Origin of the sequence: Microtetraspora sp. AC03309 (assembly GCF_020826795.1) — a bacterium.
In the GTDB taxonomy this organism is placed as follows: domain Bacteria; phylum Actinomycetota; class Actinomycetes; order Streptosporangiales; family Streptosporangiaceae; genus Microtetraspora; species Microtetraspora glauca.
In genome coordinates, this window is sequence record NZ_JADDIL010000086.1 from 1 (window position 1) to 24,143 (window position 24,143).

General features: G+C 70.8%; 24 protein-coding genes. 15 read left to right on the forward strand and 9 right to left on the reverse strand.

Annotated features, from left to right (window positions below; translation table 11 throughout):
- Positions 1 to 1,157, reverse strand: a 1,157-nt coding sequence (locus tag IMZ11_RS35860) for a PspC domain-containing protein (RefSeq protein WP_228646880.1), incomplete at its 3' end; no start/stop codon positions are given.
- Between the two features lie 134 nt (positions 1,158 to 1,291).
- Here IMZ11_RS35860 and IMZ11_RS35865 point away from each other — a divergent pair.
- From IMZ11_RS35865 to IMZ11_RS35885, 5 genes are all read left to right on the forward strand, one after another.
- Positions 1,292 to 2,476, forward strand: coding sequence for an ATP-binding protein (locus tag IMZ11_RS35865; RefSeq protein ID WP_228646881.1), 1,185 nt, complete (start codon positions 1,292 to 1,294; stop codon positions 2,474 to 2,476).
- Positions 2,477 to 2,552: 76 nt separating this feature from the next.
- Entirely contained in the window at positions 2,553 to 3,191 is a 639-nt protein-coding gene (locus tag IMZ11_RS35870; protein ID WP_061253298.1) for a response regulator transcription factor, read from the forward strand.
- Positions 3,192 to 3,219: 28 nt separating this feature from the next.
- Positions 3,220 to 4,680, forward strand: a complete 1,461-nt coding sequence (locus IMZ11_RS35875; protein WP_228646882.1) for a glutamate--cysteine ligase — start codon at positions 3,220 to 3,222, stop codon at positions 4,678 to 4,680.
- Between the two features lie 156 nt (positions 4,681 to 4,836).
- Positions 4,837 to 5,598 carry a type II CAAX prenyl endopeptidase Rce1 family protein gene (locus tag IMZ11_RS35880; protein WP_228646883.1) on the forward strand — a complete coding sequence of 254 codons (762 nt, stop codon included), beginning with the start codon at positions 4,837 to 4,839 and terminating at the stop codon, positions 5,596 to 5,598.
- A gap of 93 nt (positions 5,599 to 5,691) precedes the next feature.
- On the forward strand, positions 5,692 to 6,387 hold the full coding sequence (locus IMZ11_RS35885) for a neutral zinc metallopeptidase (protein WP_228646884.1): 696 nt from the start codon (positions 5,692 to 5,694) through the stop codon (positions 6,385 to 6,387).
- A gap of 49 nt (positions 6,388 to 6,436) precedes the next feature.
- On the opposite strand, the gene IMZ11_RS35890 is transcribed toward IMZ11_RS35885, so the two are convergent.
- Positions 6,437 to 6,934: a hypothetical protein gene (locus IMZ11_RS35890; protein WP_228646885.1), complete on the reverse strand. Its 498-nt coding sequence runs from the start codon at positions 6,932 to 6,934 to the stop codon at positions 6,437 to 6,439.
- Between IMZ11_RS35890 and IMZ11_RS35895 the strand changes: the two genes are divergently transcribed.
- Complete coding sequence (locus IMZ11_RS35895; protein WP_228646886.1) at positions 6,918 to 7,070, forward strand: hypothetical protein; 153 nt, start codon at positions 6,918 to 6,920, stop codon at positions 7,068 to 7,070. The two genes, IMZ11_RS35890 and IMZ11_RS35895, sit on opposite strands and share 17 nt — an antisense overlap.
- A 74-nt stretch (positions 7,071 to 7,144) precedes the next feature.
- Here the strand turns inward: IMZ11_RS35895 and IMZ11_RS35900 are convergent, their stop codons facing one another.
- The gene (locus IMZ11_RS35900; RefSeq protein WP_228646887.1) at positions 7,145 to 7,942 is read right to left on the reverse strand and encodes an inositol monophosphatase family protein; all 798 of its coding nucleotides are present in this window, start codon (positions 7,940 to 7,942) and stop codon (positions 7,145 to 7,147) included.
- 338 nt (positions 7,943 to 8,280) lie between these two features.
- Between IMZ11_RS35900 and IMZ11_RS35905 the strand changes: the two genes are divergently transcribed.
- A complete protein-coding gene (locus IMZ11_RS35905; protein ID WP_228646888.1) occupies positions 8,281 to 8,880 on the forward strand; it encodes a matrixin family metalloprotease in 600 nt (199 codons plus the stop codon).
- Positions 8,881 to 8,891: 11 nt separating this feature from the next.
- Positions 8,892 to 9,869 carry a hypothetical protein gene (locus IMZ11_RS35910; protein WP_228646889.1) on the forward strand — a complete coding sequence of 326 codons (978 nt, stop codon included), beginning with the start codon at positions 8,892 to 8,894 and terminating at the stop codon, positions 9,867 to 9,869.
- Positions 9,870 to 10,030: 161 nt separating this feature from the next.
- Here IMZ11_RS35910 and IMZ11_RS35915 read toward each other — a convergent pair whose 3' ends face one another.
- The 4 genes from IMZ11_RS35915 to IMZ11_RS35930 form a co-directional block, all read right to left on the reverse strand.
- Positions 10,031 to 10,747 carry a response regulator transcription factor gene (locus IMZ11_RS35915; RefSeq protein WP_228646890.1) on the reverse strand — a complete coding sequence of 239 codons (717 nt, stop codon included), beginning with the start codon at positions 10,745 to 10,747 and terminating at the stop codon, positions 10,031 to 10,033.
- Positions 10,744 to 11,859 (reverse strand): sensor histidine kinase, encoded by a 1,116-nt coding sequence (locus IMZ11_RS46480; protein WP_228646891.1) that lies wholly within the window; start codon positions 11,857 to 11,859, stop codon positions 10,744 to 10,746. The genes IMZ11_RS35915 and IMZ11_RS46480 overlap by 4 nt, the downstream gene beginning before the upstream one ends.
- A gap of 1 nt (position 11,860) precedes the next feature.
- Positions 11,861 to 12,358, reverse strand: a complete 498-nt coding sequence (locus IMZ11_RS35925) for a hypothetical protein (RefSeq protein ID WP_228646892.1) — start codon at positions 12,356 to 12,358, stop codon at positions 11,861 to 11,863.
- A gap of 82 nt (positions 12,359 to 12,440) precedes the next feature.
- Complete coding sequence (locus IMZ11_RS35930) at positions 12,441 to 13,178, reverse strand: ABC transporter permease (protein WP_228646893.1); 738 nt, start codon at positions 13,176 to 13,178, stop codon at positions 12,441 to 12,443.
- Between the two features lie 129 nt (positions 13,179 to 13,307).
- Between IMZ11_RS35930 and pcrA the strand changes: the two genes are divergently transcribed.
- Positions 13,308 to 15,542 (forward strand): DNA helicase PcrA, encoded by a 2,235-nt coding sequence (gene pcrA, locus IMZ11_RS35935; RefSeq protein ID WP_228646911.1) that lies wholly within the window; start codon positions 13,308 to 13,310, stop codon positions 15,540 to 15,542.
- 77 nt (positions 15,543 to 15,619) lie between these two features.
- Here pcrA and IMZ11_RS35940 read toward each other — a convergent pair whose 3' ends face one another.
- On the reverse strand, positions 15,620 to 16,486 hold the full coding sequence (locus IMZ11_RS35940; protein WP_228646894.1) for a hypothetical protein: 867 nt from the start codon (positions 16,484 to 16,486) through the stop codon (positions 15,620 to 15,622).
- Between the two features lie 366 nt (positions 16,487 to 16,852).
- Between IMZ11_RS35940 and IMZ11_RS35945 the strand changes: the two genes are divergently transcribed.
- The 4 genes from IMZ11_RS35945 (at position 16,853) to IMZ11_RS35960 (ending at position 21,324) form a co-directional block, all read left to right on the forward strand.
- A complete protein-coding gene (locus IMZ11_RS35945) occupies positions 16,853 to 17,251 on the forward strand; it encodes a cobalamin B12-binding domain-containing protein (protein ID WP_061253306.1) in 399 nt (132 codons plus the stop codon).
- 168 nt (positions 17,252 to 17,419) lie between these two features.
- A complete protein-coding gene (gene sucC, locus IMZ11_RS35950) occupies positions 17,420 to 18,601 on the forward strand; it encodes an ADP-forming succinate--CoA ligase subunit beta (RefSeq protein ID WP_228646895.1) in 1,182 nt (393 codons plus the stop codon).
- Positions 18,601 to 19,476, forward strand: a complete 876-nt coding sequence (sucD, locus tag IMZ11_RS35955; protein WP_228646896.1) for a succinate--CoA ligase subunit alpha — start codon at positions 18,601 to 18,603, stop codon at positions 19,474 to 19,476. Before sucC ends, sucD begins: the two co-directional genes overlap by 1 nt.
- A 234-nt stretch (positions 19,477 to 19,710) precedes the next feature.
- Positions 19,711 to 21,324: a DUF6350 family protein gene (locus tag IMZ11_RS35960; protein WP_228646897.1), complete on the forward strand. Its 1,614-nt coding sequence runs from the start codon at positions 19,711 to 19,713 to the stop codon at positions 21,322 to 21,324.
- A gap of 17 nt (positions 21,325 to 21,341) precedes the next feature.
- Here the strand turns inward: IMZ11_RS35960 and IMZ11_RS35965 are convergent, their stop codons facing one another.
- On the reverse strand, positions 21,342 to 21,746 hold the full coding sequence (locus tag IMZ11_RS35965) for a hypothetical protein (protein WP_228646898.1): 405 nt from the start codon (positions 21,744 to 21,746) through the stop codon (positions 21,342 to 21,344).
- Between the two features lie 156 nt (positions 21,747 to 21,902).
- Here IMZ11_RS35965 and purN point away from each other — a divergent pair, with 156 nt between their 5' ends.
- A complete protein-coding gene (gene purN, locus IMZ11_RS35970) occupies positions 21,903 to 22,535 on the forward strand; it encodes a phosphoribosylglycinamide formyltransferase (RefSeq protein ID WP_228646899.1) in 633 nt (210 codons plus the stop codon).
- A 65-nt stretch (positions 22,536 to 22,600) separates the two neighbouring features.
- On the forward strand, positions 22,601 to 24,142 hold the full coding sequence (gene purH, locus IMZ11_RS35975; RefSeq protein ID WP_228646900.1) for a bifunctional phosphoribosylaminoimidazolecarboxamide formyltransferase/IMP cyclohydrolase: 1,542 nt from the start codon (positions 22,601 to 22,603) through the stop codon (positions 24,140 to 24,142).
- The last annotated feature ends 1 nt before the right edge of the window (position 24,143 follow it).

Below are 24,143 nucleotides of genomic sequence, written 5' to 3' on the forward strand. Positions count from 1 at the left end.
GTCGCGGTCATCGGCGGGGTCAGCGGCATCGTGACCCCCGCCCGTCCGGTCGCCGGCGTCTCGGCCGCGACGGCCTGCCCGGCCTTCCCGGCGTGCTCGTCGTTCTCCCCTTCCCCGGCCCCGTGCGCGTCCTTCTCCGCCTGCCCGGCGTTCTCCGCCTGCCCGGCGTTCTCCGGCTGTGCGGCGTTCTCCGGCTGTGCGGCGTTCTCCGGCTGTGCGGCGTTCTCCGCGCGCGTCTCGTTCGCGGTGGGCTCGATCGTCCCGCCATCGGTCTTCTCAGCAGCCTCAGCGGCAGCCTGAGCAGCCTGAGCGGTCTCGCCTGCGGCCTTCCCGGCGGGCTCGGTGCTCCCGTTCCCGGCCGTCTCGGTGAGGTCGGGAGTCCGGCCCGCGGTGGTCCCGGTCGTGGCGGGGCCGTGCGGAGCCTGCCCGTACGGCGCCTGCGCGTACTGTGTCTGCCCGTACGGCGACTGGCCTTGCGCCTGGCCGTAGGGCGACTGCCCCGGCGCCTGGCCATAGGGAGCCTGGCCGTACGGGGGCGTGCCGAACGGCTGGGCGTGCGGATTCTGCGTATACGGGCCACCCCCGTACGGCCCGCCCGGCCCCTGCGGCGGCATGCCGTACGGGCTCGACATGGTGGGGCGGGTGCCGGGCCAGGAGGAGAAGGCGCTCTCCTGGGCGGGGGTCATGCCGCGACGGCCGAGGATCCGCTCGGGGAGCGACTTGGCCAGTGCGAGCAGGTCGACGCCGCGGGCGTGGGCGGCCAGCAGCGCGATGGCCAGGAGCGTGCCGACGACGATCGTGCCCATGCCGATCCCGCCGGACGCCACGTTGATGATCAGGCCGAACGCGAAGACCGCGGCCAGCAGCGCCAGCACCGTCTCGGTGTCGAAGATGCGGCGGGTCCACTGCTCGACGTATCCGGGCCTGCCCTCGGTGTCCTTCATGAGCAGGAAGGCCGCGATGTACAGCATGATGCCGATGCCGGATCCAAGGACGAGAACCGCGAAACCCACGCGGAACAGGACGGGATCCATGCCGGTGTACCGCCCGAGGCCCGCGCACACTCCAGTGATCACCCGGCCTTCGCCGGATCGGTGCAGCACCCGCTCTTCGGTGGGTGCGGATTCCTCGGTGGAGGTGGGCGGTGCTTCGGTCATGGTCCCATCGTGGCGGGTCATCGGCCCCGGCGGCCATCGGGGGAACCCCTGACTCACCCCGGACCCCTCAGGGGTCGCATCAGGGCACGCCCTGATGCGACCATGGCGCGTGTCATGTGACGATGCTGCGCGAGATGTCTGAAACGCCTACTGTCCCCGCCGCCGCACCCCGCCTCGTCCGGCCCGCCTCCGGCCGCGTCGTCGCCGGGGTGGCGCAGGGTGCCGCCGCCCAGTTGCGGCTCGATCCCGTCGTGTTGCGTCTGGGGTTCGTGCTGCTCACCGTCGTCAACGGGCTGGGCGTCGTCGCCTATGCGGCCTTGTGGATGTTTACACCGAAAGAGCAGGTCAAGGGCCCGCAGCCGGCCCGCGACTGGGGGCAGTTCGCCGCGTACGGCGTGCTGTGGATGGCCATCGCCGGATTCGGCTGGATCACCGGCGCCTCCGACGGCGGCATCGGCACGTGGCCGATCGCCGCGGGAGGCATCGGGGCGCTGATCCTCTGGCAGCAGGCCGACCCCGGCAGGCGGCAGCGCTGGATGTCCGGCGCGGTCAGCAAGTTCAACGCGAGCTGGGTCAGGACCATCGTCGGCGCGCTCCTCATCATCGTCGGCGCCATCGGCTTCCTGGCCGCCAGCGGCGAACTGGCCAAGGCGAAGACCGGCCTGGTGTTCACCGCCGTCGTCGTGGGCGGCATGTTGATGATCGCCGCCCCGTGGCTGGCCACCCTGGTCAAGGAGCTCCAGCGCGAGCGCACCGAGCGCATCCGGCAGGAGGAGCGGGCCGAGGTCGCCGCGCACGTCCACGACTCCGTGCTCCACACGCTGACGCTGATCCAGCGCAACGCGCACGACTCCCGCGAGGTGACGCGGCTGGCCCGTTCCCAGGAGCGTGAGCTGCGCAACTGGCTCTACCAGCCGAAGCAGGACGCCGACGCCACCCTGGCCGCCGCCGTACGCAGGGTCGCCGCCGAGGAGGAGGACGCCCACGGCGTTCCGATCGAGATCGTCTGCGTGGGCGACTGCGAGCTGGACGAGAGGCTGGGAGCCCTGTTGCAGGCGGCCCGGCAGGCGATGGTGAACGCGGCCAAATATTCTGGGGCCCCGGTGATCTCGGTGTACGCCGAGGTGGAGCCCGACGAGGTCACCGTGTTCGTCCGGGACCGGGGCCAGGGTTTCGACCTCGACGGCGTCCCCGCCGACCGCATGGGCATCCGCCAGTCGATCATCGGCAGGATGGAGCGCAACGGCGGCAGCGCCCGGGTCAGGACGACGCCCGGCGACGGGACCGAGGTCATGCTGACGATGAAGAGGACGTCGTGACGAGGCCGCCGGGAACGGCGAACGAACCCGCGCGGTGTCCGGCCGCCCGGAACGAGCGAGGAGTGGTGGAGAACAGATGAAGACCGTACGCGTGCTGATCGTCGATGACCATCGGTTGTTCCGGTCCGGCGTCCGCGCGGAGCTGGGGCCGTCCATCCAGGTGATCGGGGAGGCCGAGGACGTCGAGACCGCGGTCGCGTCGATCGCCGAGCTGCAGCCGGACGTCGTGCTGCTCGACGTGCACATGCCCGGCGGCGGTGGCCAGGAGGTCCTCAGGCGGGTCCTCGGGGCGGGTTCCCAGGTGCGGTTCCTCGCGCTGTCGGTGTCCGACGCGGCGGAGGACGTGATCGGCGTCATCCGGGGCGGCGCCCGCGGCTACGTCACCAAGACGATCAGCGGCGCCGAGCTCACCGACGCGATCGTCCGGGTGTCGGACGGCGACGCGGTCTTCTCACCGCGGCTCGCCGGCTTCGTCCTGGACGCGTTCGCCTCCACCGAGGCCCCGCCCATCGATCCCGAGCTCGACTCGCTCACCCAGCGCGAGCGCGAGGTGCTGCGGCTGATCGCGCGCGGGTACGCGTACAAGGAGATCGCCAAGGAGCTGTTCATCTCGGTGAAGACCGTCGAGACCCACGTGTCGAGCGTGCTGCGCAAGCTCCAGCTCTCCAACCGGCACGAACTGTCTCGCTGGGCCACCGCCCGACGTCTGGTCTGACCCGCTTCGGGGTGCGTACGCTGGGTCAATGGGGCGTGACGTACCCGCCATGGCGTTCACCAGGGACGACCGCCGCCGGTACCGCGACAAGATCCGGCGGTCGCTCGACGTCCTCGCCCAGATGTTGCGCGAGTCGGGCTTCGAGCTGCACCGGCCGCGCGCGGGCCTGGAGATAGAGCTCAACCTCGTCGACTCCAGGGGAGAGCCGGCGATGAAGAACAACGAGGTCCTCGCCGCCATCGCCGAGCCCGGCTGGGGCACCGAGCTGGGCCGGTTCAACGTGGAGATGAACATCCAGCCGCAGGGCCTGTACCGCGACGGGTCGCTCCGGCTGGAGGAGACCATCCTGCGGCGCCTGGAGCGGGCCCAGGAGCGGGCCGAAACCGTCGGCGGGCACCTGGTGCTCGTCGGCATCCTGCCCACGCTGCGGGAAAGCGACGTCTGCGAGGCGACCCTGTCGTCGAATCCCCGCTACCAGCTGCTCAACGAACAGATCTTCGCCGCTCGCGGTGAGGATCTGCACATCGTGATCGAGGGCGTCGAGCGGCTCGACACGTACGCCGACAGCATCACGCCGGAGGCGGCCTGCACCAGCCTCCAATGCCATCTGCAGGTCAGCCCGTCCGCGTTCGCCGACCACTGGAACGCGGCGCAGGCCATCGCCGGGCCGCAGGTCGCCGTCGCGGCCAACTCGCCGTTCCTCTTCGGCAGGGAGCTGTGGCGCGAGACGCGGATCAACCTGTTCGAGCAGGCGACGGACACCCGCTCCGAAGAGCTCAAGGCCCAGGGCGTACGCCCTCGGGTGTGGTTCGGCGAGCGATGGATCACCTCGGTCTTCGACCTGTTCGAGGAGAACGTCCGCTACTTTCCCGCGCTGCTGCCGGTGTGCGACGAGGAGGATCCGCGTGAGGTGCTCGACAGGGGAGGCGTGCCCGAGCTCGGCGAGCTGACCCTGCACAACGGCACGATCTACCGCTGGAACCGGCCCGTCTACGCCGTCGTGGACGGCACGCCGCACCTGCGGGTGGAGAACAGGGTGCTGCCGGCGGGACCGTCGGTCGCGGACATCACGGCCAACGCCGCCTTCTTCTACGGGTTGATGCGGGTGCTGCCCACGGCGGAACGCCCGGTCTGGACGCGGATGTCCTTCGCCGCGGCCGAGGAGAACTTCCGCAACGCCGCCAAGTACGGCCTGGACGCCCGCCTGTACTGGCCGGACCTCGGCGAGGTGCCCGCCGCCGAGCTCATCTGCCGGCGGCTGCTGCCGCTCGCCGAGCAGGGGCTCGAACTCTGCGGCGTCGGCGCGTCGTACCGTGACCGGCTTCTCGGGATCATCGAGCAGCGCTGCCTGACGTCGCGGAACGGCGCGACCTGGCAGGTGGAGACCGCACGGGCGCTCGGCGGGGACTATGAGGCGCTGCGCGAGATGACGCTGCGCTACATCGAGCGCATGCGCGCCAACGAGCCGGTCCATCTCTGGGACCGCTAGCGGCCCGCTTCCGGACGTCGACCGGATGTCGGCGCCCGGATACCGGCGCCCGGATGCCGGCGCCCGGATGCCGTCGTACGAGGGACCGCGAAAGGACGTCGTTCGCGTTAGGTTCGGCGCGGGAGTGTCCGGGCGAGGGGCTCGACGGGAGAATCCGTGGCGGAACGGGTAAAAGGGCGGGTCGCGCCGCTGGCGTGCGCGCTGGGTGTGCTGGTTCTGGCGAACGTGTCGAACAACCGGATCGCCAGGCGCTGGGCGCCCGCGACGTCGGTCGCGGCCACCGCCGCCCTGCTCGCGATCGCCCGCCGTGACGGGTTGACCTGGGCTGATCTGGGCTTCCAACGCGCGGAGCGTGGAGCGCGCGTCGGAGGGGCGCTCGCCGCCGGGGTGGCCGCCGTCTACGCCGCCGGGGTCGCCTCGTCCCGGACCCGCCCGCTGTTCCTCGACGAGCGCGCGCTCTCCCTGTCCCGCGCCCGGCTGCTGGAGGAGGTGCTGCTCCAGGTGCCGCTGGGGACGGTCCTGCTCGAGGAGGTCGCCTTCCGCGGTGTCCTGCCCGCGCTGCTCGCCCGTGCGTTCCCGTCCGGTCCGTTCCCGTCCCGTACGGCGACCGCCGCGACGGCCGCGCTGTTCGGGTTGTGGCACGTCCTGCCCGCCGTGGACATGGCTCGGGCGAACCCCGCGCTGGGCCGCCTGACAGCCGGAGAATCTCTGGACGAGGTGCGGGGGACGGCTCGTCTCGTGGCGGGCACGGTGGCCTCGACCGCGCTGGCCGGAACGGCCTTCCAGGAGTTGCGTCGCCGTGGCGGGCTGCTCGCCCCCTCGCTGACGCACCTGGCCACGAACTCGTTCGGCTATCTCGCCGCCCGTGCGGCACGGAAGCTCGACGCCAGGGCGCGGAAACCCGCCGGGAATCGTTGAAGGACGCCTGCGGGCCCACCCCCTGGTTGGAACCCACGACAGCGTGCGCGATGATCCAGCTATCCGATCATTCAGTTGATAGGCGGATAAGCAGTGATCTCCCCCCGTATGTTGCTCGCCCTCACGTATTCCATGATTTTGACCGCCGCCTGCGGCGCGGTCGGCGATCTCTCCGAGGCGCCGTCGAAGAAGCCGGAGAAGCCCGCCTCGACGTCCGCGTCCGCCTGCGACGTCGCCGGCGACGACTTCGCGGGCGACGTCGAACTGGCCAGATGCCTCACCGAGTCGTTCTGGGCGAAGGAGTTCCAGGCCGCCGGTGGAACGTACCAACCCGTCCAGGACTTCATCGCGTACGACGCGACGAGCGGACCGGTCTGCGGCGGTGAGAAGGCCCTTCCGGAGAACGCCTTCTACTGCCCGGACGGGCACTTCATCGCCTATGACGCGACGTGGCTGCGGGCGATGTACGACCAGATGGGGGACGGGGCGGTCTATGTCGTCATCCCGCATGAGTTCGGCCATGCCGTACAGGCCCAGCTGGAGAACGACTTCAGCTACAACGTGGAGCAGGAGCTCCAGGCCGACTGCTACGCCGGCGCCACGCTCGGCGGGCTGATCAACGCCGACCTGATCCAGGCCGAGGAGGGCGACGACGCCGAGCTTCTCACGAACCTCGAAGCGGCGGGAGACCCCACCGACGCCTGGTGGGAGCCCGACGCCCACGGCACTCCCGAGAAGCGCCAGGAGGCCTTCGCGACGGGCTTCGGCAAGGGAGTCGCGAGCTGCTGAGCGGCCCGCGCTCCTCGCCACGCCCCACCCGGCCCCCTCCCGTTTCCGGTCATGCCCGGAAGTCGCCGGCGTGATCTCGCGCCCAGGTGGTGAAGGTACGCGCGCGCCGGCCGGTCAACTCCTGCACGGTCTGGGTGATCTCGACCGGCGATCCGTCGTTGGACTTCCACCAGTCCAGCAGAGAGTCGGCGAAGGCGGCCGGGATGTGTTCGGCCATCTCCGCCTTCCGGTCTTCCCGGCTGACCCGCTCGATGGGGATCGGACGGCCGATCGTCCGGCTCAGGATGTCGAGTTGCTCGGCGAAGGTGAGCGACTCCGGACCGGTCAGCGTGTACGGACGTCCGGCCACGGTCGGGTCGGTGAACACGGCGAGGGCCGCCTCGGCGATGTCGGCCTCATGGATGGGGTCGCTGTGGGAGTCGGGGAAGGGCAGGCTTATCGGCCGGCCTGACCGCAGGCTCCGACTCCAGGCCAGTGCGTTGCTCGCGAATGATCCCGGGCGCAGCGACGTGGTCCGGACGGAGGAGGCGATGAGGGCCTTCTCCACGTCCAGGTGCGAGGCGGCCAGCGGGCTTTTCTCGGCGTCCGGGGAGAGGACCGCGGAGGAGGACAGCAGCTATCTCCACCAGGCCGCCGAAGTGGGCCGTGACCAGGCCCGCCGGCTCGCCGCCGAGACGTCGTAGCGTCGCCGCGCACGTCCCCGGTACCCGGGTCCCGTCGAGACCGACGCGAGGGCGGCCCTTCGGGCGCGGTTCTCCTAACTCCGATTGCGGATCATCGACATCAGTAGCCCGTGGGTTTCGGCGTCGGCGGCCACAACGAGTCCGCGGCCCGATGCCCCGATCGGGGCTCCGTCGATCCCGGTGACCACGCAGCCGGCGGCCCGGCAGAGGGCGATGCCGGCGGCGAAATGCACGCTCCCGGACAGGTCGCCGCCATCGGTGACGTACGCGGCACGCTTGCCGGCGGCGACCCAGGCCAACGCCAGCGTCGTGGACACGACCCGCGGCCGGAATCGCTCGACGAATCCGGGGCGGGCCAGCAGATCCACAGCCCGGAAGTCAGGCGCGTTCGGGAACGGCGGGTCCAGGTTGACGTCCACCAGCCGGGTGGTGGACGTGGGTGCCAGCTGCGCGTCGGCCCCGTCCCGCCGCACCCAGGCGGTCTCACCGTCAGTGAAGAAGACCTCGCCACCGAACGGGTCGGCCACCGCCGCCGCCCCGTCACGCAGCGCCACGTTGACGGCCACCAGCATGGTGCCGACGGCGTAGTTCAGCGTGCCGCACAAGGGATCCACCAGCCACCGGCGCGCAGCCCCGACGGCCCCCTGCCGCCCGCCCTCCTCGCCGAGCACCGCGTCCTCGGGTCGAGCGGTACGGATGACGCCGAGGATCGTCTTCTCGGCCTCGACGTCGGCGGCGGTGGCGAAGTCCCCGTCTCCCTTGTCGATGCGGGCGAGCCGCCGGCCGTACATGGTGCGCACCACGTCTGCGCCGGCGTGCGCCGCGGCTATCGCGACCTCGGCGTCGTCAGGGCTCGCGGATGAGTTGATCATGTGGTGCAGGATATCGACGGCACCTCCGCCGATCGGGCCGGCATCGACCGGCTTCCGCTGCCGAGGGTCCAGCTCATCGCCCCGCGACGTGTGGTTCCACTGGGGATGCTCACCGGGCCGAGGCCACCGCTTCCCGTCGACGGCTGCGGGGAGCGTTTCCTGCGCCGTCACCACTGGTCCACATCTGGTGACACGAGCCTTGACGAAGCCCTGACCGATGTTGCCCAAAAGGATTGCGTAAACGATTACAGGACGCGAAGATCATCGTGTTTGCGCCTTTGTCTTTGGAAGGAATACGGGTGCCCCAAACCCCCCACAGTGAATCGGGAATCCGAGGCATGCTCCTGGCCCCGGTCGCGGCTCTGCTCACGTTCGTCATGTTGCTCACACTCGCCCCGCCGGCGAACGCCAACACCTTCGGGTGGTCGTACCTGCATCCGTCGGGGTGCTGCGCGCAGGCGGACAACAAGGACCACTACTACAACTACTCGTCGCTGACCTCGTACATGAAGGTCGCCGGCAACTACGCCATGATCCACTTGGACGCCCAGACCGACATGGTCACGCACTACGACTCCACCCCCGACGTCCACACCGACGTGGAGATGTTCGACCAGTACTACGACGACTACTGGGGTCTGGACTGGGACGGGTCGAGCACCGGCAAGAACATCTACGCCCGTGCCCAATGCGTACGTGTGATCAGCCCGGGGCTCATCAACGGCTGGTGGAAGTGCGACCAGTATGAGATCCGCTTCGACCTGGCCGACATGAGTCGCTTCTCGGAGAACGAGCGCAAGAAGACGACCTGCCACGAGGTCGGGCACAGCGTCGGGCTCGGCCACTCCTCCGAGAGCAACTCCTGCATGAAGTCGGGCCGATCCACCGTGCGCAGCTACTCCTCGCATGACGTCGCGCACATCAACAGCCGATTCTGAGGATGGGACACATGTCGAAGATGCTCCGGTCCCGTACCGCGGGGGTGGGCCTCACCCTCGCCGTCGCACTCGGCCTGGCGACCGCCGCCGGAGTGGCCGCCGCCCGGTCCGGTGAGCCCGCTCCCTCGTTCTGGTCCAAGATGCGCTCCGGTGCGGGCGAGTCGACCGGTACGTACCTGTACGACTCATTGGACGACCTGACGCCCGGCGCGCCCGCCTCCGGCGCCTTCACCCCCGCGGCGGCGCTGCTGGAGGGCACCGTCGTCGGCATCGAGCCGGGGATCGCCTTCGGCTCCGACGACAGCGCGGACGTCGCGCCCATCGTCGGCTACGACGCTCCCGACGCCGCGACCCGCTACGCCAATCTCGTCGTCAATGTGGACCGCGTCCTGGCCGGAGAGCTCGGCCTGGGCCAGCAGAACGGCCAGATCCGGCTGCAGGTCGAGCAGCCGATTCAGAGCACCCTGGCCGACCTGCGGGCCTCCATCGGCAGCGCGGGGCACGGCCTGTTCTACGTGCACAACGCCCTGGAGCGCTACCAGGCCGAGGGGCGGGCGGTGCCCCAGGCGCTGGCCGGCTACCTGGCCTCGGTGCATGTGCCGATCGGTGAGGGTGTGTTCGTCGAGCAGGCACCGGGCGAGCCGGTCATCGCGCCGCTCATGGACAACCCGGAACGGGTGGACCAGATACTCAACGGCGCCCCGGCGCCCGTGGAGGAGCCGCCGGACACGGCCTCCCCCAGGCCCCCCAAGCCGACGGACTTCCCACACGGCGACGACGGCGACGGGACGGCGACGGACACTCCCGTCCCGGACCCCACGGACGACCCCGACGCCTCGGCGGTGGACGTCCCCGACCCGGTCGCGACGGACACCGCCGGCCCCGTGGAAAGCGAGCCCGTGGTCGACACCCCCACCCTGGACCAGCTGATGGGCCGCGCGGTGCGCGCGGCGTGCGTGGCCGGCACCAGCACCACGCTGGCCTGCTGACCGAACGCCCCCAGGGCACGAGCCCGCCGGGGGCACGGTGGTGATGGTGGAGGAAACAACGTCAACGCAGGTCCGCGATCTTCTTCCGAGCGGCGCCCGAAGGTGTCCATGGAGGCGCTGACCTGCGTTGACGTTGGAGATTTCGTCGACCACGGTGGCTGTCAGGGGGCGGCGTTCGGGTGGGCGACCCCGTTGCGGTACGCGTACGCGACGGCCTGGGCCCGATCTCGCAGGCCGGCCTTGGCGAAGAGATTGTTGATGTGCGTCTTCACGGTCGCCTCGCTGATGAACAGCCGGGCGGAGATCTCCGCGTTCGAAAGGCCGTGGGCGATGAGCCGCAGGACCTCCAGCTCGCGCGGGGTCAGGCCGTCGGCCGCCGCCGTCCCGGCGGCGGCCGGGGAGGGCTCCGGGGCTGGTGACGGGAACGCGGGCGCGGACGGCACGGGCGCGTCGGGAAGGGCCGTCACGGTGCTGATCAGGCGGCGTTGCACGCCGGGGTCGAGCTGGGCGTCGCCGTTCATGACCGCTGCCACGGCCCTCGCGATCTCGTCGGCGTCGGCGCTCTTGGTGAGGAACCCGCGCGCCCCGGCCCGGAGCGCGGCGAAGACCGACTCGTCGTCCGCGTACGTGGTGAGGACGACGACCTGGGTGTCAGGGAACTCGGCGCGGATCCGGCGGGTGGCCTCGACGCCGTCCATCCGGGGCATCCGCAGGTCCATCAGCACCACATCCGGCCGCTCGGAGGCGACCAGGCGCAGTGCGGCCGCGCCGTCGCCCGCCGACCCGACGACCTCGATCCCGGGGAGGAGGCCGAGCAGGAGCACCAGCCCCTCGCGGACCACCGACTGGTCGTCCGCGACCAGCACCCGGGCGGTCACGCCGGGACCCGCAGCCGCACGCGGAAGCCGTCGTCCGTCTCGCCCGCGTCCAGTGTTCCGCCGAGGAGTTCGGCCCGTTCCCGCATGCCCACGAGTCCGTATCCTCCCCCAGGCGTGCCCGGCGCCTCGGCGGCGGGGTTGCTCACCTCAAGCTCGCACGCGCCGTCGTGGAAGCCGAGCCGTACGCTCGCGGGCGAGCCGGGCGCGTGGCGGCGCACGTTCGTGATCGCCTCCTGGGCGGTACGGATCATCGCGAGCTCGGTCTCCGGAGGGAGGCGGCGTTCGGCGCCGGACACGATGATCGCGCAGTCCCTGCCGGTGGCCGTACGGAACTCGTCGGCCAGGGCACGCAGCGCGACGGGCAGCGGCGGCAGGTCCTCGCGCAGGGCGGACACGGCTCTGCGGGCCTCTTCGAGGCCGTTCTTGGCCAGTTCTCTGGCGCGTTCGACCCGTTCCAGCGCGTCCTGGGTCCGGTCGGCGCGAAGCAGCAGCCGGGCGCCCTCCAGATGCACGATCTGCGCGGACAACGAGTGGGCGAGGATGTCGTGGATCTCCCTGGCGATGCGGGCGCGCTCGGCCAGCACCGCCTCGCGCGCCTCGGCCTTCCTGGTGGCCCGGCGCTGCGCGATCGAGTAGGTGATCAGGAAGGCGACGCAGACGCTGAAGCACAGGCTCAGATCCTGCTGCATGTCGCCGCCCGCGGCTCCGGCGAGGAGCAGCCCCGCCAGGGCGACGATCCCGACCGGCGACGAGCGGCTCAGCGGGTGTCTCGCCGCGGCGGCCCCGACGGTGAAGAGCAGGGCGGCGATGGCCGGGCCGCCCGCGTCCGTCGTCTCGATCAGGGCGATCGACGCGATGGCAGAGAGGCACAGGGCGGCGATCTTCAGAGGGATCCCGAGGAACACCGGCCCGGGGGATCCCGCTTCCCGCGCGGGAAGCAGGATCGCGGAGACCAGCGCGGCGGCTACGGCCAGGGTGAGGCCGGTGACGGCGAGCCTGTCTCCGGAGAGGCCGAAACCGGGCGGCGTCGCGGCCTGCCCGACCACGAACAGCACGATGAGTCCTCCGCGCAGGGCGATGGGGCTGATCGTCGTCTGCCTGCCGGTCGTCACGTCATGACGTTATCGGGGCCTCAACCGAGGGTCGTACGGCGATGCCGGGCAGCGCGCGGCCCCGCCGGGTCACCAGCAGGGACTGGACGGCGATGGTCACGCCGACGAAGAGAAGGACGGTCGTGGGGGCCGAGGCGAGCCCCAGGGCGTATCCGGCGCCGAACAGGGCGATCCGCGAGGCGAGCGAGGCCAGCCAGGCCACCAGTGTCCAGCCGGTGCCCTTGGACCAGGCCGTCCCCGCCGGGTCCCGCCACACCCGCACCGTCGAGGCGCGGAGCACGCCGAAGCCCACGGCGAAGGCGAGTTCCGCGATCAGCATGAGCACGCCGAGGGCGAGGTGCCGGGTGTCGACGAGGCCGCCACCGGACAGTCCGGCCAGGATCATGAGCCCGGAGAAGTAGAGGATCCCGCGCCTCTCGGTGGGGCGCGTCATCATCTGGCGGTAGACGACGAAAACGACGACGGCGACGCTCATCAGGGCGATCTGCTGGGGTTCCATGCGCCAAAGGTAGGAAGAAGCGGGTCACCGCCGGATCGGCGCACGGGTGGAGACCGCGATCTCCACCCCCGGGTGGAGACGGTCAGACCGGGAACCGCCCGCGCGCGGCGAGCTCGATCGTCACGACGACGGCCAGAGACTCGGCGGCCAGAAGGGCGATCAGCACCGCGAGCTGTACGGCTCCCGCCTGGACCGGCCCCGATCCGGCCAGCATCATGCCGACGAACGCGCCGGGCAGGGTCACCAGGCCCACGGTCCTGGTCTGGTCCAGCGCGGGTACGAGCGCCTGGGCGGCGGCGGGACGGCAGATCTCCAGCGCCGCGTCACGGACGGAGAAGCCCAGCGACAGCGCGGCCTCCACCTCGCCGTGCCGCTGCCGCAACTCGTCGAGCGCCCTGCGCCCGGACAGGGCCGTCGCGGTGAGGCAGCCGCCGAGCAGGATCCCGGTGACCGGCACGAGCACGATCCCCCGCACCGGCAGCACGCCGGTGACGATCATCAGAACGAGCACCGGCGCCGTCCCCGCGGCGACGGGCAGCGCGGCCCACCACACGGCCCTTCCCCGGGTGATCCGCCGACCGGCGGTGACGCTCGCCACGAGGTACATGACGACGAGGAACGCCGCCACGGCGGGCAGGTACGTGATCGCCCACACGATGGCGAAGGACACCACGGCGAGCTGGACCGCGGCGCGGACGGACGCGGTCAGGATCGCGCGCGAATGCCCGAGCCGCCCGAGTACGGCGACCCCGGCGGCGGCGAGGGCGAGAAGCGCCATCACGACGCCGAGCTGGGGGGTGACCGGCAGCAGCGTGTTCACCCGACCGATCCTGCCGTTCCCGGGTTCCACGCTCGCACACAGGTACGGGTACGGCCCGTGATCGGGGTGCTGGATGTCGGTGGGCGGCCATACCCTAGGGACGTGTCCACCCGAGCCATCACCCATCCTTTGCTCGACGGTCTCAACCCGCACCAGCGGGAGGCCGTCGTCCACCAGGGCAGCCCCCTGCTCATCGTCGCCGGGGCCGGCTCGGGCAAGACCCGGGTGCTCACCCATCGCATCGCGTACCTGCTGTCGGAGCGGGGCGTCCAGCCGGGCGAGATCCTGGCGATCACCTTCACCAACAAGGCCGCCAAGGAGATGAAGGAGCGGGTCGACCGGCTCATCGGTCCCCGGTCCAAGGCCATGTGGGTGATGACCTTCCACAGCGCGTGCGTGCGCATCCTGCGCCGGGAGGCCAAGCGGCTCGGCTTCACGAGCAGCTTCTCGATCTACGACCAGGCCGACGCGCAGCGGCTCATGGCGATGGTCTGCCGCGAGCTGGACCTCGATCCCAAGCGATACCCGCCCAAGTCGTTCTCCGCCCAGGTCAGCAACTTCAAGAACGAGCTGATCGACTACGAGACGGCGGCCGACAACGCGAAGACGCATCTGGAGCGCACGCTCGCCGAGGCGTACCGCACCTACCAGGCGCGGCTCACCGAGGCCGGCGCGATGGACTTCGACGACCTGATCATGCTCACCGTCACGCTGTTCCAGCTCTTCCCCGAGGTGGCCGAGCACTACCGCCGCCGCTTCCGGCACGTGATGGTCGACGAGTACCAGGACACCAACCACGCGCAGTACGCCCTCGTCCGCGAGCTGGTCGGGCGGCCCGAGCTGAGGACGGTCGACGGCGACCTGGTCCGCCCGTCGGACTCGGGCGAGGAGCGGGTCGAGCCCGCCGAGCTGGTCGTGGTGGGTGACGCCGACCAGTCGATCTACGCCTTCCGCGGCGCGTCGATCCGCAACATCCTGGAGTTCGAGCGCGACTATCCGGACGCGAAGACGATTCTGCTGGAGCAGAACTACCGCTCCACCCAGACGATCCTCAACGCCGCGAACGCGGTGATCGCGCGCAACGAGAGCCGCAAGCCCAAGAACCTCTGGTCCGACCAAGGCGCCGGCCCCAAGATCATCGGGTACGTCGCGGACAACGAGCACGACGAGGCCATGTTCGTCGCCCAGGAGGTCGACCGGCTCTCCGACGAGGACGACGTCACCCCGGGCCAGGTGGCCGTCTTCTACCGGACCAACGCCGCCTCGCGCGTCTTCGAGGAGGTCTTCATCCGGACCGGCCTGCCGTACAAGGTGGTGGGCGGGGTGCGCTTCTACGAGCGCAAGGAGGTCAAGGACCTGCTCGCCTACCTGCGCGTGCTGGCCAACCCGTACGACACCGTCTCGCTGCGCCGGGTGCTGAACGTGCCCAAGCGCGGCATCGGCGACCGGGCCGAGGCGATGATCGAGGCGTTCGCGAGCCGCGAGCGGATCAGCTTCTGGGAGGGCCTGCGGCGGGCCGACGAGGCGCACGGGCTGGCCACCCGCTCGCTGAACGCGATCAGGGAGTTCACCGCCCTGCTCGACGATCTCCGGGCCAAGGAGCTGTCGCTGTCCGAGCTCGCCGAGGAGGTGCTGGGCGCCACCGGCTACCGCACCGAGCTGGAGACCTCGGGCGACCCGCAGGACGAGAGCCGCCTGGAGAACCTCAACGAGCTGATCGCGGTGGCCGCGGAGTTCGAGGAGGCCAACCCGGACGGCACGCTGGTCGACTTCCTGGAGCAGGTCTCGCTGGTCGCCGACGCCGACCAGATCCCCGAGGGCGAGGACCACGGCGGCGTCGTCACGCTGATGACCCTGCACACCGCGAAGGGCCTGGAGTTCCCCGTGGTGTTCCTCACCGCCATGGAGGACGGCGTCTTCCCGCACATGCGGTCCATGGGCGACCCCAAGGAGCTGGAGGAGGAGCGGCGCCTCGCCTACGTCGGCATCACCCGTGCCCAGCGCCGCCTCTACCTGTCCCGCGCGGCCGTACGGTCCTCGTGGGGGTCGCCGGCGTTCAACCCGGCGTCACGGTTCCTGTCCGAGGTGCCGAACGACCTCGTCGAGTGGCGCAGCGACCCGGCCAAGACCGCCTGGGGCGCGGCCACCTCACGCGAGCCCCGCCGTACCGCGGCTCCCGCCAAGGCGGGCGGGCGGGCCATCCCGCATCTGGCGCCCGGCGACCGGGTCACCCACGACAGCTTCGGCCTGGGCACGGTCGTGGCGGTGGAGGGCGAGGCCGAGAAGACCCGAGCCAAGATCGACTTCGGCTCCGGCGGCGAGAAGACCCTGATGCTGGCCTACGCCAAGGTAGAGAAGCTCTGACGCGGGAGGGCCCCGCGGAACCGTCTCCGGTCCCGCGGGGCCCTCGCTCGCCTGTTGCTACGTCCGCTCGGCGGCTGTTACTTCCTGGCCGCCATCATGCCGGGCGTGATGATGGTCGGCACCTCCGGTACGGAGCCGTCGATGTCGGCCGACGTGGCGACCTCGCTCGCCGGGGGAGCGGTGATGGAGACCTTCGAACCCCACTTGGTGAACTTGGTGTCGCTGGTCATGTCCATGGCGATGCTGAGCTTCTTGCTCTTCATCGTGTAGGTCGCCGACGTGGTCATGCGGCGGATGAGCTGGTCGGCGCCGACCCACAGCTTCCAGTTGACCACGGTCTTGCCGTAGCTCGCGTCCATGATCTTGAGCTGCTTCTTCAGCTCGGGGGAGGACGCGGCGAGCTGCTTGAGTGTGGCGGAGCCGCGATAGAGGGTGGTCCGCGTTCCGTCGACCGTGCCGCCGTCGCCCTTGGCCTTGGTGGTCGCGAGCACGGCCCGCAGGCTGCGCGCGTCGAACGCGTTGATGAACGTGCCGCCGCCGATCGCCGCCGGCGAGCTGGTGCCGGGTACCCGGAGCCAGCTCTTGCCCGCGGGCATGAGGTCGTCGTAGATGCCGCCGTTGACGTAGGCGGTCCTGCCGACGGTGATCGTCCGCGTCGGCTCGTTCAGCCCCTCGAGAGACTCCTCGTCCTCGAAGAGGGCCCCGAAGTCGTTCTTGGTCGTGATGTCGGACGCCGCGACGCCCGAGCGCCCGAACTGGACGTCGCCCTCCGCCCGGAGCTTGAACGCGGTGGTGCCGGCGATGGCGACCTTCGCCGCCGACGTCACGTGGACGCCGCGCTTGACCTTGAACTGCTTCGTGAGCGCCGAGGCCGGGTCGGCCGGGCGCGGCTGCGCCTGCGCGGGGGCGGCGAGCGCGGGAGCCAGAAGTGCTGCGGTGCCCACGGAAGCCAAAGTGGCGATAATTCGCCTCATAAGGGGGGTTCCTCCCGTTAAGTGCCTTCCCCTCTCGCGGAGAAGGTGATCAAAATAAGGTGATCATGGTGCATCCTGCCGCGTAGTGATCACGGTGAAGTCACGAAATTCCACATTTCCTGTGGATTTCCTGAGCGCTTTCCCGTGGCGCCATGGACCGTTCCGCGGTGCGGTCGAGCCCGGCCTCCCTGGTAGTGGCGTCACGCGAGAGCCGTACGGGAGAACGTCGCGGCGGCGGGAGGGCGGGGTTCGCACGCCATCTCGGAGGCCCCGCCTCTTGGACGACGGGGCCGAGTCGGCAAGGATGTGAAACCGGTCGCGTTGCGGGGAGGTCGCATGGGTGCAATTCGGGTTGTTCTTGCCAAGCCAGGGCTGGACGGGCATGACCGTGGCGTCAAGGTCGTCGCGCGGGCATTGCGTGACGCGGGCATGGAGGTGGTCTACACCGGCCTGCACCAGACTCCCGAGCAGATCGTGCAGACCGCGATCCAGGAGGACGCCGGGGCGATCGGCCTGTCGATCCTGTCGGGCGCGCACATGACCCTCTTCGCCCGGCTCATGGAGATCCTCAAGGAGCAGGAGGCCGAGGACATCGTGGTTTTCGGCGGAGGGATCATCCCCGAAGCCGACATTCCCGAGCTGCGGAAGATGGGTGTCGCCGGGATCTTCACACCCGGTGCGACGACGGAAGAGATCGTGGATTGGGTCCGTTCCGCCATCCCTACAGGGATTTAGGATCTTTTGCGTAACTTTGCCGTATCCGCCAGTCCTTGGCAAGGGCTTACCGGGACCCCATGACGTGTTCACGTCCTCGCTAGGGCTAGGCTTCATGCGCGGAAATGCCAGGCAGGTCAACCGGCCTGGCCCTCGACATTTAGAAGATCAGCCGAAGGACGGACCCTCGTGGACCTGTTCGAACATCAGGCGAAGGAGCTCTTCGCGGAGTACGGCATCCCGGTGCCGCGCGGCGTCGTCGCGCACACCGCGGACGAGGCGCGCGCGGCTGCCGAGCAGCTGACCGGCCGTGTCGTCGTCAAGGCCCAGGTCAAGACCGGGGGCCGCGGCAAGGCCGGCGGCGTCAAGGTGGCGGATGACGCGGGCGACGCTCACGACAAGGCGACGCAGATCCTCGGGATGGACATCAAGGGCCACACGGTCCACAAGGTCCTGATCGAGGAAGCCAGCCAGATCGCCGAGGAGTACTACTTCTCCTTCCTCCTCGACCGTGCGAACCGCACGTTCCTGGCCATCTGCTCGGCGGCGGGCGGCATGGACATCGAAGAGGTCGCGCACACCGCACCCGAGAAGGTGGCCAAGGTTCCGGTCAACCCCATCGAGGGTGTCGATCTCGCCAAGGCGCGCGAGATCGCGCAGGCCGGCGGCCTGCCCGAGCAGTCGCTGGACGGCGCGGCCGCTCTCATCGAGAAGCTCTGGGCCGTATTCGTCGACGAGGACGCCACGCTCGTCGAGGTCAACCCGATGATCCTGTCGGCAGACGGCCAGGTCAAGGCCCTCGACGGCAAGGTCACCCTCGACGAGAACGCGAACTTCCGCCAGGCGGAGCACGCGTCCTACGTCGACAAGGCCGCCGAGGACCCGCTCGAGGCGCGGGCCAAGGAGAAGCACCTCAACTACGTCAAGCTCGACGGCACCGTCGGCATCATCGGCAACGGCGCGGGCCTGGTCATGTCCACGCTCGACGTGGTCGCCTACGCCGGCGAGGCGTTCCCCGGCACGCCCAAGCCCGCCAACTTCCTCGACATCGGCGGCGGCGCCTCGGCCGAGGTCATGGCCAACGGCCTGGAGATCATCCTCTCCGACCCGTCGGTGAAGTCGGTCTTCGTGAACGTCTTCGGCGGCATCACCGCGTGCGACGCGGTCGCCAACGGCATCGTCTCCGCGTTCCAGCTCCTGGAGAGCCGGGGCGAGGCAGTGACGCACCCGCTGGTGGTGCGCCTGGACGGCAACAACGCCGCTCTGGGGCGGCAGATTCTGGCCGACGCCGGGCTGCCCCGCGTCGAGCTGGTGGACACTATGGACGACGCGGCCAAGCGCGCCGCCGAGCTCGCTGCGGTAGGTGCGTAATGGCTATCTGGCTGACCGAGAACAGCAAGATCATCGTGCAGGGCATGACCGGCGGGGAGGGCACCAAGCACACCCGCCGCATGCTCGCCTCCGGCGCCAAGGTCGTCGGCGGGGTCAACGCCCGCAAGGCCGGCACCGTCCACGAGGGCCTGCCCGTGTTCGGCACGGTCAAGGAGGCCATGGAGCAGACCGGCGCCGACGTGTCGGTCGTCTTCGTGCCCCCGGCGTTCACCAAGGACGCCGTCAAGGAGGCCGTCGACGCCGAGATCCCGCTCTGCGTGGTCATCACCGAGGGTGTGCCGGTCCACGACACCACCGAGTTCTGGGCCTACGCGGGCGCCAAGGGCAACAAGACCCGCATCATCGGGCCGAACTGCCCCGGCATCGCCTCGCCCGGCGCGTCCAACGCGGGCATCATCCCGGCGGACATCACCACCCCGGGCCGCGTCGGCCTGGTCTCGAAGTCCGGCACGCTGACCTACCAGCTCATGTACGAGCTGCGTGACTTCGGCTTCTCCACCTGCGTGGGCATCGGCGGCGACCCGGTCATCGGCACCACGCACATCGACGCCCTCCAGGCGTTCCAGGACGACCCCGCCACCGAGGCGATCGTGATGATCGGCGAGATCGGCGGCGACGCCGAGGAGCGGGCCGCGGCCTACATCGAGGAGCACGTCACCAAGCCGGTCGTCGCCTACGTCGCGGGCTTCACCGCCCCCGAGGGCAAGACCATGGGCCACGCGGGCGCGATCGTCTCCGGTTCCGCCGGAACGGCCCAGGCCAAGAAGGAAGCGCTGGAGAAGGTCGGCGTCCGCGTCGGCAAGACCCCCAGCGAGACCGCACGTCTCATGCGCGAGATCATGCAGTCCCGCTGATCCTCCGCCCGATCGCCGGATCGCCCGCGCGTCCCTCGCGGGGGCCGATCCCGGCTCGCGATTCGTGACCTCGCACTCCGCCGTGAGTGCGAGGTCACGATCGTTTACGGACCCGGATGGGCGCGCGCCGATTCGCGGCCGGGCATCGCCCGCCTGGGGATGATCATGCCAAATCGGGCGGGACTGGGCGTGGCGACGTGGCGAAAGCCGTACCGGCTGGGACCATGGGGTAGCGTGACGGCCTTTCTCGACCAGCTACGGACAGCCCCCCGTGCCGTCCTCAGCCGCTTCCCCAAAGGCGACGACGACGAGACCCGCCGACCGCTCCCCGTGTCGGGCATGCTCGCCGGAGCGGGCACTCTCGGCGTCGGCCTGGCCGTACTGACCACCCTCACCCTCATCGGCTGGGCGGCCGCCCCGCGCGGCGCGTTCGGCCAGGGGCTGCCCGGCGTCTTCCGCGCCGCGTGCCAGCTCTGGCTCGCCGCCCACCACGCCGGGTTCGCGATCCCCGGGGGACGGGTCGGCCTGCTGCCGCTCGGCCTGACGATCCTGCCCGGCGCGCTGCTCTACCGGGCGGGGCTGTGGATGGCCCGTGACGCCGACCTCCGGCTGCGCATGCCGGCCCGGCTGCCCAAGGGGACGCCGCGCGACGTCGAGAACGCCAGGCGCCGGGCCCAGCTCGCGCTCGTCGCCCAGGCCGGGATCTCGCTGGCCGCGCCGTACGCGCTGCTCGCCGGGATGATCGCGCTCGTCGCCCAGAACGAGGTCACCCAGCCGTTCCTCGGAGAGGCGCTGGCCAGCCACCTCGTGCTCGCGTTCCTGGCCGGCTCGCTGGCCACCGCCCGCACGATCGGGCCGTGGAAGTCGATGCTGCGCCTGCTCCCCGACCGCACCCGCTCGGTCGTCGCCGGTACGGCCGTCGCACTGTCGATCATGCTGGTGACCGGGATGCTGCTGGTTCTCGGTGCCATCGCGGTGAACTTCGGGGAGATCCAGCGGCTGTCGGAGATGCTCAGCCCCGGGTTCGTCGGCGGTCTCCTGCTGCTGCTGGTCGAGGGGCTCTACCTGGTCAACGCCGCGATCTGGGGCATGTCGTACATCGCGGGGCCGGGGTTCGCCATCGGCACGGGCACGCTCGTCGCGCCGACCGGAGTGAAGCTGAGTGCCGTCCCCACCGTGCCGCTGCTCGGCGCGCTGCCGGAGTCGGGCGTCGCCCCGCCGTGGATCATGGGGGTGATCGCGCTGCCGTTCCTGGCCGGGGCGGTCGCCGGCGTGGTCGTGGCCCGGGTCGCCCCGACGCCGACGATCGAGGCCGCCCCGCTCTGGGGGTTCGGCTGCGGCCTGACCTCGGGTGCGATGGCGGGGCTGCTCGCGGCGCTCTCCGGCGGCCCCCTCGGCGGCGCCCGCCTGTCCGCCGTCGGGCCGTCACCGTGGGAGGTGGCGCTGTCGGTGGCGCTCGAGGTCGGCGTGGCGGCGGGCATCTCCGCCGGCATCGCCAACTGGTGGCTGATCTCCCGCCGACCGGCCACCCCGGAGCCGGTGCGCAAGGCGGGCGCCGTGATCGCCAAGGCGGCGGGGAAGGTCCGGCGCGCCGAGAAGGGCAAGGCGGCCCGCGCCCTTCCCGGCCACTGGCTGGACGCGACCGAGGCCGACACCCAGCCCATCCCGGTGATCAAGGATGACTGGACCGACGAGCACGCCGCCGCGGCGGCGGAGACGTTCGCCGCGATCCGGGCCGCCCGCTCAGAGCCGGTACGGCCGCCGCGCAACGACATCGTGGACGAGTCCGACGATCGCGGCGGCCACGTGATCTATGTCGACCCCTACGCCTGGGAACGCGACTCCTAGGAGCCGGGAGGGGCGGCCTAGTTCGGGAAGGGCAGGTTCGCCGGCCAGGCGACGCCGAGCCGTCGTTCCACGGCGCTCTTGAGCTCGTTCAGGCAGTCGTGTGCCGCGGTGACCGTCCCCGCGCCCTTCCCGCACTCCACGTACGCGTTGAGCTCGGCAGAGAAGAAGAGCTGGGTGGCCATCAGCAGCCCCCCGAACAGGAACGAGACGACCGCGATGACGAGGCCGGCGGCCGCCGCGCCCACGGGGCGGCGTGCCCGGCTCAGCGTCCTGACGTCACGGAACGCGACCGCGAGACCGAAGATCGACAGTGCCAATCCGGCGGCGGGCAGCATGAACGTGCAGATCAGCGCCGCGAGGGCGAGCAACAACGCCCGGCGGCCCCCCAGGTCGGCTGCCGGCGTCTGCAGTGGTGCCGTCACGATCTCCACCTTTGCCTTCCGCGCTTTTCCCCGCCACCGCGCCCCGGCATTTCGCCGGGCCGCCTTCGAATCCGGTGACCGGAGCCCGATAACCTTTCTACCGGCGAGGGACTGCTGCCTGCGCCCTCTCACAGCCTTCCCGAAGGAGTCCGCCCGGTGCCATCCGGACCGCACCATCCGACAGAGGCCGCCCGGCTCGTGGTTCTCGTCTCCGGTTCCGGGACCAACCTACAAGCCCTTCTCGACGCCGCGGCGGCCCCGTCGTTCGGCGCCGCGATCGTCGCGGTCGGCGCGGACCGTGACGGCATCGAAGGACTGGCCCGTGCCGAGCGCGCCGGGATCCCCGTGTTCGTCGAGCGGGTGGGCGACCACGCCACACGCGACGAGTGGGACGAGGCGCTCGCCGGGAAGATCGCCGCGTACAAGCCCGACCTCCTGGTCTCCGCCGGGTTCATGAAGATCCTCGGCCATCGTGTCCTCGGCTCCTTCCCGGTGGTCAACACGCATCCGGCGCTGCTGCCCTCCTTCCCGGGCGCCCACGCCGTACGGGACGCCCTCGCGTACGGCGTCCGCGTCACCGGCTGCACGGTCCACCTGGTCGACGCGGGCGTCGACACCGGCCCCGTGATCGCGCAGGAGGCGGTGGCCGTACGCGACGGGGACGATGAGGACACGTTGCACGAGCGGATCAAGACCGTCGAGCGCAGGCTGCTCGTCGAGATCGTCGGGCGCATGGCACGCGAAGGCTGGACGGTCTCCGGCCGGCGGGTGCGCCTGGGGCGTGCCTGACCGGTTTCCGGGCACGACGACCCAGTGGATGAGCTGGGCGAAAACGGAACAGAGAGGATCACGAAGTGACCCGCATCGCCATCCGGCGCGCGCTGATCGCGGTATACGACAAGTCCGGGCTCGAAGAGCTGGCCCGGGGCCTGGAGGCGGCGGGCGTCGAGATCGTCTCAACCGGCGGCACCGCCGCCGCCATCGCGTCGTACGGCGTGCCCGTGACGAAGGTCGAGTCGCTGACCGGCTTCCCGGAGTGCCTGGACGGCCGGGTCAAGACGCTGCACCCGAGGGTCCACGCGGGGCTGCTGGCCGACGGCGCGAACCCCTCGCACGTCAAGCAGCTCGACGAGCTGGAGATCGAGCCGTTCCAGCTCGCGGTGGTCAACCTCTACCCGTTCGCCGAGACGGTCGCCTCCGGCGCGTCCGACGCCGAGTGCGTCGAGCAGATCGACATCGGCGGCCCCGCCATGATCCGCGCGGCGGCCAAGAACCACGGCACGGTCGCGGTCGTCGTCGACCCCCGCGCGTACGACAGCGTGCTCGCGGCCGTGGCCGAGGGCGGTTTCACCGTCACCGAGCGGAGGCGGCTCGCCGCGGCGGCGTACGCGCACACCGCGGCCTATGACGTGGCGGTGGCCTCCTGGTTCGCGGGCGTGTACGCGCCCGACGGCGAGTGGCCGTCCTTCATGGGCGCCGCCTGGAAGCTGAAGACGCCGCTGCGCTACGGCGAGAACCCGCACCAGGGGGCCGCGCTCTACTCCGGCCAGGAGGCCGGTCTGGCGAACGCCGAGCAGCTGCACGGCAAGGAGATGTCCTACAACAACTACGTGGACGCCGACGCGGCGTGGCGTGCGGCATGGGACTTCGCCGAGCCCTGCGTCGCGATCATCAAGCACGCCAACCCCTGCGGCGTGGCGATCGGCGCGGACGTGGCCGAGGCCCACCGCAAGGCCCACGCGTGCGACCCCGTCTCGGCGTACGGCGGCGTGATCGCGGTGAACGGCGAGGTCACGCGGGAGCTCGCCGAGCAGATCGCTCCGATCTTCACCGAGGTCGTGGTGGCGCCGTCCTTCGCTCCCGAGGCGCTCGACATCCTCAAGGGGAAGAAGAACATCCGGCTGCTCGCCTGCCCGGCCGGCCCCGGCAACGCGGCCGAGTTCCGTCGGATCGACGGCGGCCTGCTCGTGCAGACGGTCGACCGGGTGAACGCCCCCGGCGACGACCCGGCGACGTGGGAGCTCAAGGCGGGCGCCGCCGCGACGGACGAGGTGCTGGCGGACCTCGCCTTCGCCTGGAAGGCGTGCCGCTCGGTGAAGTCCAACGCGATCCTGCTGGCCTCGGAAGGGGCCACAGTGGGCGTCGGCATGGGCCAGGTCAACCGGGTGGACTCGGCCCGCCTCGCGGTGTCCCGCGCGGGCGAGCGCGCCGCGGGATCGGTCGGCGCGTCCGACGCGTTCTTCCCGTTCGCCGACGGCCTCCAGGTGCTGGCGGACGCGGGCGTGAAGGCGATCGTCGAGCCGGGCGGCTCGATCCGGGACGAGGAGGTCGTCGCGGCCGCCGAGGCGGCCGGCATCAGCCTCTACTTCACCGGCACCCGCCACTTCTTCCACTGAC